This window comes from Hymenobacter plasmatis, from assembly GCF_020711255.1.
Classification (GTDB): domain Bacteria; phylum Bacteroidota; class Bacteroidia; order Cytophagales; family Hymenobacteraceae; genus Hymenobacter.
In genome coordinates this window covers 1-14,495 of record NZ_JAJFAW010000011.1, presented here as the reverse complement: position 1 = coordinate 14,495, position 14,495 = coordinate 1, and the positions used below count along the sequence as shown (strand labels likewise).

General features: G+C 63.0%; 12 protein-coding genes and 2 tRNA genes. 6 read left to right on the top strand and 8 right to left on the bottom strand.

What is annotated here, in order from left to right:
* Positions 1-42: 42 nt before the first annotated feature.
* Together LJ738_RS09675 and LJ738_RS09670 are read left to right on the top strand one after the other, a co-directional pair.
* Positions 43-1,827 carry an ABC transporter ATP-binding protein gene (locus tag LJ738_RS09675; protein ID WP_227786126.1) on the top strand — a complete coding sequence of 595 codons (1,785 nt, stop codon included), beginning with the start codon at positions 43-45 and terminating at the stop codon, positions 1,825-1,827.
* A 66-nt stretch (positions 1,828-1,893) separates the two neighbouring features.
* Positions 1,894-2,286 (top strand): VOC family protein, encoded by a 393-nt coding sequence (locus tag LJ738_RS09670; protein WP_227786125.1) that lies wholly within the window; start codon positions 1,894-1,896, stop codon positions 2,284-2,286.
* A 133-nt stretch (positions 2,287-2,419) separates the two neighbouring features.
* On the opposite strand, the gene LJ738_RS09665 is transcribed toward LJ738_RS09670, so the two are convergent.
* Positions 2,420-2,896 carry a T9SS type A sorting domain-containing protein gene (locus LJ738_RS09665; RefSeq protein ID WP_227786124.1) on the bottom strand — a complete coding sequence of 159 codons (477 nt, stop codon included), beginning with the start codon at positions 2,894-2,896 and terminating at the stop codon, positions 2,420-2,422.
* Positions 2,897-3,085: 189 nt separating this feature from the next.
* On the opposite strand from LJ738_RS09665, the gene LJ738_RS09660 reads away from it, so the two are divergent.
* Positions 3,086-3,159 (top strand) — tRNA-Pro (locus LJ738_RS09660).
* Between the two features lie 103 nt (positions 3,160-3,262).
* Positions 3,263-3,336 (top strand) — tRNA-Pro (locus LJ738_RS09655).
* A gap of 134 nt (positions 3,337-3,470) precedes the next feature.
* Here the strand turns inward: LJ738_RS09655 and LJ738_RS09650 are convergent.
* On the bottom strand, positions 3,471-4,007 hold the full coding sequence (locus tag LJ738_RS09650) for a hypothetical protein (RefSeq protein ID WP_227786123.1): 537 nt from the start codon (positions 4,005-4,007) through the stop codon (positions 3,471-3,473).
* Between the two features lie 10 nt (positions 4,008-4,017).
* Complete coding sequence (locus tag LJ738_RS09645) at positions 4,018-5,175, bottom strand: zinc-dependent alcohol dehydrogenase (protein ID WP_227786122.1); 1,158 nt, start codon at positions 5,173-5,175, stop codon at positions 4,018-4,020.
* A 491-nt stretch (positions 5,176-5,666) separates the two neighbouring features.
* On the opposite strand from LJ738_RS09645, the gene LJ738_RS09640 reads away from it, so the two are divergent.
* Positions 5,667-6,365 carry an outer membrane beta-barrel protein gene (locus LJ738_RS09640; RefSeq protein WP_227786121.1) on the top strand — a complete coding sequence of 233 codons (699 nt, stop codon included), beginning with the start codon at positions 5,667-5,669 and terminating at the stop codon, positions 6,363-6,365.
* 124 nt (positions 6,366-6,489) lie between these two features.
* Here LJ738_RS09640 and LJ738_RS09635 read toward each other — a convergent pair whose 3' ends face one another.
* Complete coding sequence (locus tag LJ738_RS09635) at positions 6,490-7,011, bottom strand: hypothetical protein (protein WP_227786120.1); 522 nt, start codon at positions 7,009-7,011, stop codon at positions 6,490-6,492.
* 139 nt (positions 7,012-7,150) lie between these two features.
* Here LJ738_RS09635 and LJ738_RS09630 point away from each other — a divergent pair, with 139 nt between their 5' ends.
* Complete coding sequence (locus LJ738_RS09630) at positions 7,151-7,828, top strand: hypothetical protein (protein ID WP_227786119.1); 678 nt, start codon at positions 7,151-7,153, stop codon at positions 7,826-7,828.
* Positions 7,829-7,857: 29 nt separating this feature from the next.
* Here LJ738_RS09630 and LJ738_RS09625 read toward each other — a convergent pair whose 3' ends face one another.
* The 4 genes from LJ738_RS09625 to LJ738_RS09610 form a co-directional block, all read right to left on the bottom strand.
* Positions 7,858-9,633, bottom strand: coding sequence for an ABC transporter ATP-binding protein (locus tag LJ738_RS09625; protein ID WP_227786118.1), 1,776 nt, complete (start codon positions 9,631-9,633; stop codon positions 7,858-7,860).
* A 114-nt stretch (positions 9,634-9,747) separates the two neighbouring features.
* On the bottom strand, positions 9,748-10,512 hold the full coding sequence (gene truA, locus LJ738_RS09620) for a tRNA pseudouridine(38-40) synthase TruA (RefSeq protein WP_227786117.1): 765 nt from the start codon (positions 10,510-10,512) through the stop codon (positions 9,748-9,750).
* Between the two features lie 123 nt (positions 10,513-10,635).
* Positions 10,636-10,833 (bottom strand): PID-CTERM protein-sorting domain-containing protein, encoded by a 198-nt coding sequence (locus tag LJ738_RS09615; RefSeq protein WP_227786116.1) that lies wholly within the window; start codon positions 10,831-10,833, stop codon positions 10,636-10,638.
* Positions 10,834-10,896: 63 nt separating this feature from the next.
* Positions 10,897-14,495, bottom strand: a 3,599-nt coding sequence (locus LJ738_RS09610; protein WP_227786115.1) for a DUF8693 domain-containing protein, incomplete at its 5' end; no start/stop codon positions are given.

The window sequence follows — 14,495 nt, the reverse complement described above, 5'->3', positions numbered from 1 at the left end:
GTACCCCTATTTTCCCATACCGGTCTCTTTCCCACCCAGCCTGTGCGCGCACTTTCCGCCGTTAACCCCTTCATCTTTCGCTACAAATGGCACTTCCTTGCCGGGGTGCTTTTCGTGGCGCTGAGCACCTTGCTGGCCATTTTTCCGGCTCAACTGGTGCGCTACGCCTTCGATTTGGTGAACGAAGGCATCGACCTTTACCACCTCTACGCCGGCACCCGGGCCCAGAGCAGCGTGTACCAGCTGTTTGGGCGCAACGTGCTGTTCTATGGCGTGCTCATTATCGTCCTGGCGCTGCTGCGCGGCATCTTTCTTTTCTTCATGCGCCAGACGCTCATCGTAATGTCGCGGCACATCGAAAACGACCAGAAGAACCAGATTTACCAGCACTACCAGTCGTTGCCGCTCAGCTTCTACCGCCGCCACAGCACCGGCGACTTGATGTCGCGCATTTCGGAGGACGTGAGCCGTGTGCGCATGTACCTCGGGCCGGCCATCATGTATTTTCTGCAGCTGGTGCTGCTGTTCCTGCTCATCGTGCCGCTCATGCTCATGGTGAACGTGAAGCTGACGCTGTATACCCTGCTGCCGCTGCCGGTGCTGTCGGTCAGCATTTTCTACGTCAACAACTTAATTGAGCGGAAGTCCGACGAGATTCAGAAAGCCCTGTCCGGCATGACCACCTTTGTGCAGGAGGCCTTTTCGGGCATTCGGGTGCTCAAGTCCTTTGTGCGGGAAGCCGATTCGCACGCGCAGTTTGCCGCGGCCAGCAACGAGTACAAGGAAAAGTCGCTGAGTCTGAACTTCGTCAACTCGCTGTTCTTCCCGCTCATCCTGTTCCTCATTGGGCTGAGCACACTCATTACGGTGTGGGTGGGCGGCCAGGAGGTTATCCGGGGCACCATCACCACGGGCACCATTGCCGAGTTCCTGATTTACGTAAACCTGCTGACCTGGCCGGTCACGGCGTTGGGCTGGACGTCGTCGTTGGTGCAGCGGGCCGAGGCCTCGCAGGCGCGCATCAACGAGTTTCTGGACCAGAAAACCGACATCGTTTCGCGTCAGAACGTGCAGCGCGAACTGGTAGGCGACATCGTGTTTGACCACGTTTCCTTCACCTACCCCGATACCGGCATTCAGGCCCTCAAAGACGTGAGCTTCCGCGTACGGCCGGGCCAGACGCTGGCCGTTATCGGCAACACCGGCTCGGGCAAAAGCACGGTAGCCGCGCTGCTTTGCCGCTTGTACGATGTATCGGCCGGCGGCATCAGCGTCGATGGCACCGACGTGCGGGACTATTCCCTCCAGGCACTGCGCGGCCAGATTGGCTACGTGCCGCAGGATGTATTCCTGTTTTCCGATTCCATCCGCAACAACATCAACTTCGGGCTCGACCAGCCCAACGAAGCGCGCATGCTGCAAGCGGCCAAGGATGCCGACGTGTATGAGAACATCCTGGCGTTCCCGGAGGGCTTCGACACCAAAGTAGGGGAGCGGGGCATCACGCTCTCCGGCGGCCAGAAGCAGCGCGTGAGCATGGCCCGCGCTCTGGTGAAAGAGCCCAAAATTCTGATTCTGGACGACTCGCTCTCGGCCGTGGACACCAAGACCGAGAATGCCATCCTAGGCAGCCTGCAGCGCATCATGGCCCAGCGCACCAGCCTCATTATCTCGCACCGCGTGAGCTCGGTGAAGCTGGCCGATGAAATTCTGGTGCTCGACGACGGCGTGATTGTGCAGCACGGCACCCACGAGGCCCTGATGGCCGATGCCAACGGCTTGTACCGGGCACTTTACGAACGCCAGCTGCAAACGGAGGAAGCATAGCGCCGGCTCCAAGAGTCCGCAAATAGAACAGTCCTTGGCGGACGCCCGTGTCCGCGCCCCAATCCCATGAACCAGCGCATCGCCCACGTCACCCTCCTCGTGCGCAACTACAACGAGGCCATCGCCTTCTATACCACCGTGCTGGGCTTTGCCCTAGTCGCTGACCAGGATATGGGCGGGGGCAAGCGCTGGGTAGTGGTAGCGCCGCCTGGCCCTGCCGGCTGTGCGCTGCTGCTGGCCGAAGCCAAAACCGAAGAGGAAAAGCGCGGCGTGGGCCAGCAGGGAGCAGGCCGCGTCTGGCTGTTTCTGCACACCGACGATTTCTGGCGCGACTACGCCGTGCTACAAGCCCGCGGCCTGCGCTTCCTCGAAACGCCCCGCAGCGAAGCCTACGGCCATGTCGCTGTATTCGAAGACCTGTACGGCAATAAGTGGGACCTGCTTGAGCCGTTGGGCTAAGTCCCGGTTGTAATTAGGGTTGGTCCTTGCGCGCCCAATAAAAAAGCGCCCCGGCAACTGCTGCCGGAGCGCTTTTTTATTGGGGTAAACCACCCGGAAGGGGCACCCGGGTTACTCAGGTTGGGCTTCGGGCCTATTGCCCAATCATAACCCGGCGGGTGCCGGTTTTTTCGTAGGCGGTGCAATGCACGATGTACGCACCGGCCGGCAGCTGGCTCACGTTGAGCACTGCGGCGGTCTGGCCGTTCATCATGGTGTGCGTAATCACGGGCCGGCCGCCCACGTCGGTAACTTCCACGCGGGTGGGGCCGGGGTTATCGGTCTTCACGGTGAGGTGGCCCGCCGCAGATTCGGCCTTTATCTTGATGGCGTTGGGATTAGCCGCGGGCGTCTCGGGAGCAGGCGCGATGCGGGAGGCGTTGGCCACTGGAGCGGTAGCAGCGGTCTTAGCCGGGGCAGCCACTACGCCGCTGGGCAAGATGGCTTCCTGAGCAGATTCGGGGACGGGGGCAGCGGCGGGAGTGGCAGCAGCAGGCGCCGGTGTTCCCTGAGCCCAAGCGGCGGCCGGCAGCAGCATGCCAGCGAGTAGAAGTAGTAATAGATGTTTCATAAATCAGTATACGAATTGACGAGTTTAAAATTGCTAGCGTAAAGCTAATAAATTCTCGGACTCGTAAGCGCCTACGGTTGAGCAAGGCACGTGCCAAGGATGCCGGCTTTGAGAAGTTGACAAACTTTATTTGCCCTCAGCTTGCACCAAACCCCAAAAAGCTCTTACCTTTGTCGCTCCAATACCAATCGGGGTGTAGCGTAGCCTGGTATCGCGCCAGCATGGGGTGCTGGAGGTCGTAGGTTCGAATCCTGCCACTCCGACGGAAGAGCAGCCGCTCTCAGAAGCCTCCGAACTTACGGGTTCGGAGGCTTTTTTCGGCCGCTAAATTGGAAATAGAAACAGGCCGCCCCATCGGCCTGCTTTCGGGGTGTAGCGCAGCCCGGTAGCGCGCGTCGTTCGGGACGACGAGGCCGTAGGTTCGAATCCTGCCACCCCGACACAAAGAGCGTCACCAACAAAAAGCCCGCTGAACCATCGTTCAGCGGGCTTTTTGTTGGTGACGCTCTTTGTGGCTGTTCTCACTGGAAGCCTGCCTGCCGGCAACACACCCCCAGCGGAAAGGCCTCCGCGTTTAGCTCCATTGCGGGTTCCTTTTGTAGCGGGCCTGGCTGGAGGGGCGGCGCTTGCCGTTGTTCTGGCTCAGCAGCACCACGGTGCCGCCAACCACGGCCGCCAAGGTGGCCATTTTCAGTATCAGGCTTTTCTTGTCGTATTTCCATTGGGCTTTGTAGCCCTTTTCGGCAAAAATATTGGGCACGGTGCCATGGGCAAAGTCATCCAAAATGCCTTCCACCACATTCACCTTGTCGGCCATTAGCAGGGGCAGCCAGTGCAAGTACTCGTTTTCACTGTACTTAAACGCGAACCGGCGAATCATCCCGCTTAGGCCGCTTGGTGGTACGGAATTGCCAACCACGGCCGTGTAGTCGGGCCGCTCGATGGAGTGTAGCACCTCGCGGTCGAGGACCTGTTGGGTGGGCCGTACCCAGGAGCGGCCGTCGTGTTCTTCGCCGGTCCGGTGCCGGTTCGGATAGGTGGGTTCGTTTTTGGGGTCGGCATCGATGCCCCAGCCGGGGATGTGGGCAAAGTCTTGAGCTGTCTTTTTCATGATGCGCGGCTTAGCTATTGGCGGTTGGGGGAATGAGCACAGGCTTGATGCAATTGTCAAGCTTGGCCGAGAAAATGCGGTAGCCGTCGGCCACGTCCTCAAGCGGGATTCGGTGCGTAATCAGCTCGCTGGGTTTGAGGATGCCCTTCATGACGTGGTCAATCAGGCGGGGCAGGTGGCGCTTCACCGAGGCCTGGTTGCCGCGCATGGTAATGCCCTTGTTTATCATGTTGCCAATGGGCACCAGGTTATCGGTGGGGCCGTACACGCCCACAATGGATACCACGCCGCCTTTGCGCACCGAGTTGATGGCCCAGTGCAGTGCCGTGGCCGAGCCGGCCTGCAGCAGCAGCTTGCGCCCGGTGATGGTTTGCATGGCATTGCCGGCGGCCTCGGCCCCCACGGCGTCGATGCAGGCGTCGGCGCCAATCCAATCGGTCTGTTTCTTAATGAACATAACCGGGTCTTCCATGTCGCTTTCGAAGTTGTAGGCTTCGCACTTGGCGAAATTCTTGGCGAATTCAAGTCGGTAGTCTTCTTTGTCGATGATGATGACGCGGCCCGCGCCGAACAGCCAGCAGCACCGCGCCGCCATGATGCCCACCGGGCCCGCGCCAAACACTACCACCGTGTCGCCGGGCTGAATGCCGGCCATTTCGGCGGCCTGGTAGCCGGTCGGGGTGATGTCGGTGAGCAGCACGGCATCGTCGAGGCTCATGCCTTCCGGAATCAGCGTGGGACCGAAGTTGGCGTAGGGCACCCGCGCGTACTCGGCCTGGCCACCGTTGTGGCCGCCCCCCGTGTGCGCATACCCTAAGAAGCCGCCCACGGCCGTGGCCTCGGAGTTGGATTCGTGGCAGTTGCCGAACATGCCCTGCTTACAGAAAATACAGCGCCCGCAGGCAATGTTGAACGGCACCATTACCCGGTCGCCCACTTTTACATTGGTTACCTCGGAGCCGATTTCCACGATTTCGCCAACAAATTCATGCCCAAACGTCATTCCGACACGGGTATCCGGCACGTTGCCGTTGTACAGGTGCAGGTCAGACCCGCAAATACAGGTGCGCAGTATCCGGACAATTGCATCCTCGGGATGCAAAATTTCGGGCATGGGCTTTTGAACAGCGCGGACCCTTTTCGGGCCCCTGAAATCCATTGCTAGCATAATACTTATCCTTTAGGGTTAGGGGGTGCCACGTACTTCCAATTGCAGCTTTTCCATGCTTGACCGGGAGTGCAGTTGCCTTTAAGTGCTCGTGGAATTAGCCCTAAGCTGTACTTGGCTAAATATTTTAAGTTTCTAAATCTCCTCTAATAGGATTTAATTAGGTGTTTATACTTGTTATTTACAAAGCCATATCCGTATTAACACTAGGCCGGCTTCCCCACTCCAGGGTGCTCGATTGGGCGGGTGGTTCTGCATAGGAAAAAAAGCTGCCCTATAAGGGCTGTCGGCGTAGGGCACCAGCAATTGAGTGAGGGTAATACATGGGCCACTGGTTTCACTGCGCGGCCCTCGGGCTTACTTTGGACGCTGTATAAATTGCTGCTTAATAGTATAATGCGGTGTGGCAAGGCATAGCAGATTCTGCTTAGCGTTCCGCTTTGCGCGTGGCCTATACCTTTACGGCTTCACGCATTCTACTATTTATTCAAATGAAGAAGTTTCTCCTCCTCGCACTGCTGGCTGCAAGCGCCGGCGCTGTACAGGCGCAAAGCATCGCCGCGGGTACCATCTCGCTGGGCGGCAACGTAGGCTACAGCCGGAACACCAGCAAAAGCAGCAACACGCAGAACGGCAGCGCTTCTTCGCAGGAAACCACGAGCAGCCAGTTTACCTTCTCGCCTTCGGTGGGCTATTTCCTGGCCGATAACCTGGCCGTGGGGGTTAGCCTGGGCTACGTGGCTGCCCGCCGGCCGTACACCACCTACTCGCCGGCACCGGCAACGGTGCGGGCCGAACTAGACCCCGCCACTACTCTGCGGGTGGGGCCCTACGTGCAGTACTACAAGATGATAAGTGAGCAGTTCGGCGTGTTGGGCACGCTAGGGGCGGGGTACCAGGTAGCCAAGGACTACGCGTACGGCAGTAACAGCGGCAATGCCACGATTATCAATTTCAAAGGCTCAGGCTACTACGCGGAGCTGACGCCCGGCATCATCTTCTTCCCCGTGCCGAAGTTTGGCCTCAGCGCTTCCATTGGCTCGCTGGCCTTCAACCGGTACAAGTACGACTACCCCAATTACCCCAACACCACTACCCCGGCCGGGTACGAGAGTACCTCCAGCACGTTCGGCGCCGGTTTCGGCTTCGACCGCTTGTTGTTTGGCGGCACCTACTACTTTGGCCGCTAAGCCAGGCAGCGCTTTGAAATTGAGCTAAAACACAAAAAAACTCAGCCGTTGGGCTGAGTTTTTTTGTGCGGTTTGTTCAGGTAGTTGCGTCCAGTAGGCTTGCCGACCTGCGGAGGCGTGGGCGCTATTTCACGCCCACCCAAACTTCGGAAGCATCGTCGGCCCCAAACCGTTCGAGGTAAAAATCGCCGCGCTGGGTGAGCTTCTGCTTTTTTATGGCTTCCAGAGCGGCGGGGTAGAGCTTATTGGGAGCCAATAGGTAGCTCACGCCCGTGAGGCGGGCGGCCACGATGCGCTGCCCCGCTGGCACGATGCGGTAGCGAAAGCCAGCCGGCAGCGGGCGCGTGGTATCCGCCACGGTTAGCCCAATAAACGCCGTGATTGTGTCGTGGGCCGTTTCGGGGTCGTTGAAATAGAGGTTGGCCAGGTCGCCGCGGCGCTGCTGAGTCTGCACCTCTTTGGCGCGGCGAAACAACTGGCCGAACGCATCGCCCCGCACGGAGCCGTGGTAGAGCTGGCCCGCCAGGTAAAGTGGCGCAGCCGTGGTTTCGAGCGCCACCTTGGGCTCGCGGGTGCCCCCCAGGTAGAGGTAGGTGCCCGCAGCGGCCAGGGTGAGCAGAATAACGGCGAGGAAGAGGTAGCGCATGAAAATTATATGTAGGAAACTATATGTAGGTTTGAAGGCAAGCCAACAACCCCAATGAATGCAGGACGTGCCCAGCTTACCTGACTGCAAACTTACCCCTCAGCCTGCGCGGTTGGGGCAACGGCTCTTTTTCTTGCTAATGCTAAGCGGCAGCGCCAGCCAAGCACAGACGGCTCCCACAGCGCCCGGCGGGCCGGCCACGCGCTGGGCCGTGGGCCTGCAGGCCGCCGCTTATCCCCGCATTGCCTTCGTTAACGCGTATGCCGGCCAGAGTCAGGCCGCGTACGTGCGGCCCTGGCCCGTGATGCCAACGCTGAGCTACCGCCTCGAGGCGCGGGGCGCTCTGGAAGCCGGGCTGCTGCTGCGCCTTTCGCCAACGCACACCACTAGCGAGGTCAATAGCACCGGAACCTACCTCACCACCAGCCACGCCAGCACCTGGATGGTGCCGTTCGTGGTGCGGGCACAACTGGCCCCACAGCGCGCCGAACGCTGGCAGCTCGATGCAGTATTGGGGGTAATGCCGTTGTCTACGAAGTATACCGAAGAAAATACGTTTGTCGACGTCAGAACCGGGCAAGCCAGTAGCTACGGCGACAGCCGGCAGGCTTACAGCGACCTTCCGCTGCTGGCGGGTATCGGCGGCGCGTATGCGCTGACGCCGCACCTAAGCCTGACCGCTGACGCCCGGTTCGCCTGGTCTATTCTGGGTACTATAGTGGGCAGGGCGTTGTCGCAGCGCGACGATTTTGTGGCTCCAATTTGGCCGGCCCTCAGCGCGGGCCTGAGCTACCAATTCGGCAAGCCCTTGCCCTAAAGCGCCAGTGGTTGTGGTTGTTGCGCGGCTTATCCTTCGTTGGCCACGATGTACTGCATGCGGTAGAGTTGGGCATAGTAGCCGCCCTCAATGCGCAGGAGCTCCTCGTGGGTGCCGGTTTCCTTGATTTCGCCCTTGTCCAGGACAATGATTTTGTCGGCTTTCTGGATGGTGCTCAGGCGGTGGGCAATAACGAGCGAGGTGCGGCCCTGCATGAGCTTTTCAATGGCGGCTTGAATCAGCTCCTCGGTTTCGGAATCGACGGACGAGGTGGCCTCGTCGAGCACGATGACGCGGGGCTGGTACACCATGGCCCGCACGAAGCTAATGAGCTGGCGCTGGCCCACCGAGAGCGTAGCGCCGCGTTCCATCACGGGGTAGTCAAGGGCGCCGGGCAGGCGCTCGATGAAGCGGCGGGCGCCCACGAGGTCGGCCGCTTCCCAGATTTGGGCGTCGCCGATGGTTTTGTTGCCCAGGGTGATGTTGTCGCGGATGGAGCCGGCGAATAGGAACACGTCCTGAAGCACCACCCCGATTTGGCGGCGCAGCAAGCTCAGGTCGTACTCGCGCAGGTCGCGGCCATCGATGCAGATGCTGCCTTCCTGAATGTCGTAAAAACGGCTCAGCAGGTTGATGATGCTGGTTTTGCCCGCGCCGGTGGCGCCCACAAAGGCGATGGTCTGGCCCGGCAGCACGCGGAAGCTGATGTCCTTGAGCACCCACTCGGGCTCGTTGTAGGCGAATTTGACGTGCTTGAACTCCACCTCGCCGCGCAGCTCAGCGGGGGCGTAGGTGCCGGAGGTCGCCACCAGGTCTTTGTTGTCGAGCAGCTTGAGCAGGCGCTCGGTGCTCACCAGGCCCAGCTGCAACGTGTTGAACCGGTCGGCAATCTGGCGGATGGGCCGGAAAAACAGCGCATTGTACATGATGAAGGCGATGAGCGCGCCCTTGGAAATGGTGCCTTCAATCTGGCCCTGGGCCGCGTACCATACCAGCAGGCCCACGCCGATGGCGCCCAGCACTTCGGCCACCGGAAAGTAGATGCTGTAGTAGAGCACCGAGCGAATGTTGGCGTCGGTGTGCTCCTTGTTGATGGCCTCGAACTTGCGAAACTCGCGCTCTTCGTTGTTGAAAATCTGCACCACGTTCATGCCCGTAAGGTGCTCCTGCACAAAAGAGTTGAGCTTGGCCACGGCATTGCGCACGTCCTGAAACGACTTCTTGATTTTCTCCTTGAATACGTAGGTCGAGAAGAGCAGCGGCGGAATCACGGACAAGCTGATGAGCGTGAGGCGCCAGTCGATGTAAAACATGAAAGCCATGATGAAGAGCAGCTGCAGAATGTCACCTACCATGGCCGCGAGGCCTTCGCTGAACACGTCAGACAGGGTTTCGACGTCGGAGATGTTGCGCGTGACCAGCACACCGATGGGCGTGCGGTCAAAGAAGCTAAGCTTGAGGTTGAGCAGGTGGCGGTAGAGGTCGGTGCGGATGTCGCGCACGATGTACTGGCCCAGCCAGCCGCCATAGTACGTCTGCAGATAGCTCACGCCGGCGTGGGCCACCAGCAGCACCAGCAGCAGCATGAACATGGCGTTGAGGCTCTTCATGTCGCCCTGCTCGATGCTCACGTCCACCATGCGCTGAATGAGGAACGGCCGCAGCGTGCCCAATACCGCCGTGGCCACAGTCAGAAAAATCAGCCCAATAAATACGCGGCGATAAGGCCGAACGTAGGCCAGCAAGCGGCGCAGCACCGTCCAGTCGAATACCTGGCCGGTTTTAGTAGCAGTAGTGGGGTCCATAAGTGGGGCAAAGGTCGGGAGTAAACCGCGCCGGGACGAAAAAGTCTGTACGAACCATTAGAACGTCCTGCTGAGTGCCGCCCATGCAGGGCGTTCTAGAAGCGCTACCTCTCCTTAGCTTTCTGCTTCCGGTACCACGCCCGGCCCATATTCCACCTTGCTCAGAAACAGGCCCCGGGCCGGCGCGGCTCCACCGGCATCGACGCGCCGCTGGGACCAGAGCAGCTCCTGAAACTGGCGCGGCGTCATCTTGCCCCGGCCCACTTCCAGCAGCGTGCCCACCACCAGCCGCACCATGCCGCGCACAAAGCGGTTGGCCCGGATGCGGAACACCAGCCCGCCGGGGGCCGGGTGCCAGCCCGCCTCGTAGAGGTAGCACACGTAGTGGTCCACACCGCCCTTCACTTTCGAGAACGAGGTGAAGTCGAACTGCCCGACGAGGTAAGCGGCGGCCTCGTTCATGGCCGCCACGTCGGGCGTGCGGTCCAGGTGCAGGGCGTGGTCGCGCCGGAACGGGTCGGGGTGGGGCGTGAGCACGAAGTATTCGTAGCTGCGCTCCTCGGCCGAGAACCGGGCGTGGGCGTCGTCGGCCACGGGGTGCAGGCGCAGGGGGGCAATGTCGGTGGGCAGGGCCCGGCGCAGGCGGTAGAGCAGCAGCTCCAGCGTCATGCCTTCGGGCAAGTCGGCGTCGAAGTGGGCTACCTGGTGGCTGGCGTGCACGCCCGTGTCGGTGCGCCCGCTGCCCAGGCTGTGGATGGGCTGGCGCAGCACCTGCGAGAGGCAGCGGTCGACCTCGGCCTGCACGGTGAGGGTGTTGGGCTGCACCTGCCAGCCGTGGTACTGCGTGCCGTCGTAGGCTAGGTGAAGGAAGTAGCGCATGGGCCGGCAAAAGTACGGACCGGGCCCTGCCAGTGGCTCATCCCATAAAAAGCCCCCGCTGCCGTGAGGCAACGGGGGCTTTGGTAGCCAAGCTCAACTCCTGGGTAGAGGCTGGGCTGCCGGCTATTTCCGGCGGCGCTCCTTTAGGCGGCGCATGCCGTAGACCACGCCGCCGGCTAGCAGCAGCGAAACGCCCCCGTCGAGGGGGATGGCGGTGGGAGCTGTGGGGGTGGTAGGTGTGGGACCGCCCGAGCCAGGTTGGGCCAGGGCCAGCGAGTACGAGGCCGCAAAGAGGGCCGCCGTCAACAGAAACGATTTCATGGACAAAAGAAGGTTAAAGGGTAATGCCGGCCCCCGCTCGTGGGGGCCGGCCCGCCCGATGAGTTATTGAAGGACGACGCGCTTGGCCAAGGTAGTGGAGCCGGCCTGCAGGCGCAGGGTGTAGACGCCCGCAGCAAGGCCGCTGGTATTGAAGCCGAGGCGGGCCCCAGCGGCGGTCGTGGCCGTCGCCTGCTGGCGCACTGCCTGGCCCAGGGCGTTGAGCAGCGTGCCTTGCACCAGCGAGGCACCGGCCACGGCCGGCACGAGCACCGTGAACTGGTCGTGGGCCGGGTTGGGGTAGAGCGTCACCTCAGCCGCCGTAAGGGCCGGGGCCGTGGCCAGGGGCGAGGAGGCCGCGAAGTGCAGCACGAAGCGGCCGGCCATCACGGCCTGGGCCTGGGCGGCCGTCACGGCGAAGGAATAGCTGGACTGCCGGCTTAGGTTCACGGTCTGGCCGGTGGTGGCGTCGGTGAGCAAGGCGTCGAGGCCGGCGGGCAGGTTGCTCAGGGCCGCGGCCGTGAGGGTGTAGGTGCCGGCGGCGGGCACGCCCACGGTCAGCGGCAGCACCGTTGTGGCGGTGAAGGCCGGGCGGCCATCAATGGCCAGGGCTTCGCTGCTGGTGGCGATGCTGGCCAGGTTTAGGCCGGTGGTGTTGGGCAGCTTCACGGCGTCAAAGGCGGCGTCGAAGGCGGGCGTAGCGCCGGCTTCGGCGTAGGCGTAGAGCGCGTCGACCGGGCCGGTAGCGCCCCGCAGGTTCAGTTGCACCAGGGGCCGCAGGTCGGCCGTGGAGCGACGGAAGGGCACCTGTGCGGTGGGGTCGGTCACGCGCTGGCTGTTTTGGAAGGTGAGCGTACCGCTAGTTAGGCCGGGGCTCACCCGCACAAAGAAGCCCTGGGCCGTGCCCACGAAGCGGTTGGCGGCGGGCAGGCCGTTGACGTAGCTGCGGTACGAGCCGGTGTACTGGCCGGCGCTTTCGTACACGTACATGGCCGCGTCCAGCCCGGCGCGGTCGGCCGGGGCCACCAGCGAGTAGTCCAGCGGGGCGGGGTAGGGGTTGCCCACCAGGTGCCAGCCGGCTTCGCTTTCGTTGGGCGTGCCGGCCGCGTTGCGCGCCAGCGTGAGCGAGCGGGGGCCGTTGTTCAGCGTGCCAACAAAGTCCACCAGCGCGGTGGCGTTGATGTTGACGGCGTAGCCCTGGCCCACGGCCAGCGGGTCGGCCGTGGAGGTGGCGGCCACAAAGCCGCGGTCGAAGGGCGCGTACGTGTTGCTTAGCTGCACGCGGGCCTGGTCGTAGCCGAACACGTTGGGGAAGGGCGTGACCGTGCCCGGCGTGGCCGAGTTGTTATAGACCGTGCCCTGGCTTACCTCCGGAGTGAAGTTGGACGTGGTCAGGTCGGCCACCGTCGAGCCACTCACCGGGGCGCTGTAGTGGCGGTAGCCCGGGCCGGGGTTCTGGCTGGGGTCGATGTAGCGCTGCACGGTGGCCGGGCCCACCACCACGCCGGTGCTGCTGTTGCGGGCCAGGGCCGTGCCGCTGGCGCTAGAAAGCAGCGTCAGCATGTTGCCGTTGAGCACCAGGTTGCCCGCCCCGCCCACACCCACGGCGGCCGCCACGGCTACCGGGTTGGAGAGCGTCACGTTGCCGGCCGTGTTGATGGCCAGGCTGGCCACGGTGCTGGGCAGGCCCGAGCCGGTCAAGGCCGCCGCCCCGGTGTAGCCGTAGTTGGCGGCCGTCGAGAACGAGCGGGCGCCCGTCACCTGCACCGGGCCGCTGGCGCCGCTGGCCGCGATGCCCTGCGGCGAGCAAATGCCCAGGATGCTGCCCGCGCCCAGCGTGAAAGTGCCCGCCCCGCTGATGACGGCGCAGCCGTCGCTCAGGCCGCCGCCGGGCTCTACCGTGAAGAAAGAAGTCACGCTCACGTTGCCGGCCAGCACGGCGTTGCCGCTGCTGGTCACGCGGATGCTGTTGTAGCTGCCGGCCGGAATGGGCGTCGGGCTGAGCTGCGTGCCGGTGCTCACCACCAGGTCGGTGACCACGGTAAACGCCACGCCGTTGCTGGTGCCGCCGGCCGTGGTCACGGTCACGTTGCCGCTGGTGGCACCCGTGGGCACGTTGAGCACCAGTTGGGTGCCGTTGTTGCTGGTGAAGGTGCTGGTCACGGTGCCGTTGAAGCTCACGCCCGTGGCCCCCGTCAGGTTGGTGCCCGTGAGCGTCACGCTCGTGCCCACCGGCCCGCTGGTGGGGCTGATGCCCGTGAGCGTGGGCGCGGTGCCCACGGTAAATTGATTGGTATTCGAGTTTGCGCTCACAGTCGAGCCGGTGCTTTGGGCCGTGGCCCGCACCGTGTGGCTGCCCTGGGCCAGGGCCGTGGGCTGCAGCAGGCTAAAATCGCCGCCGGTTGTGGCCGTCGTCGTGCCAATGGACGTGTTGTCCACGTATACCGTGACCGTGCTGCCGGGCACCGCCGTGCCCGCGTAGGTGGGCGTGGTTGTGTTGACCAGGCTGCCGTCGGCCGGCGCCGTCACCACCGGGGCGGCCGTCGCGTTGGGCGTGGTGGTAAAGGTTTCCACTGCTCCGTAGCGGGTGCCAAGGCTGTTGGTGCCGTAGGCCTGCACGTAGTACAGGGTGCCGGGCGTCAAGCCCGTAACGTTCTGGCTAAACGAGCCCGTACCAGTAGTACCCGTCACGATGAGGACATTGGTGCCACCGGTACTGGGGGTAGGGTTGGTGGCGCTGTACACCACGCCCCGCGAGGTGACGGGGTCCTCGCCAGTGCTCACAATGGTACCGCCCAACGTGGCGCTGGTCGTCGTAATGGCGGTCGGCGTGGCAGTGGTCACGGTCGGCGCCGATACGGTCCGGAACTGCTGCAGCGCACCGTAGCTGGTGCCGGCGCTGTTGGTGGCATATGCCCGCACGTAGTACGTGGCCGAAGGCGTGAGGCCCGTGATGGATTTTGAAAAAGAGCCCGTGCCCGTGCCGTTGGCATCCTTCGTGTCGAAGATGGTGGGCGTGGTGTTGGTGGTGCTGTACACCACGCCCCGGTCGGTTACAGCCGCGCCGCCGTCGGCCGTCACGTTGCCGCCGAGCATGGCGCCGGTCGTGGTGACGTTAGCGGGCACGGACGTGGTTACGGTGGGCGCAACTGCCGTGGTGTTGAGCAGCACACTCACGGTGTTGCTGGTGTAATTGGCCGTGAGCAGGTCGGGCTTGCCGTCGCCGTTCACGTCGGCCGCCGCCACGCTCAGGGGGTTGCTGCCGGTGGCGAAGGCGGCCTGGGCGGCAAAGCTGGGCGTGGCCGCGCCCGTGGCCGTGGCGTTGAGCAGCACCCCAACGGTGCTGCTGGTGTTATTGGCCACGAGCAGGTCGGGCTTGCCGTCGCCGTTCACGTCGGCCACCGCCACGCTACTGGGGCTGCTGCCGGTGGCGAAGGTGGCCTGGGCGGCAAAGCTGGGCGTGGCCGCGCCCGTGGCCGCGGTGTTGAGCAGCACGCTCACGCTGTTGCTGTAGTAATTGGCCACGAGCAGGTCGGGCTTGCCGTCGCCGTTCACGTCGGCCGCCGCCACGCTGTAGGGGCTGCTGCCGGTGGCGAAGGTGGCCTGGGCGGCGAAGCTGGGCGTGGCCGCGCCCGTGGCCGCGGTGTTGAGCAGCACCCCAACGG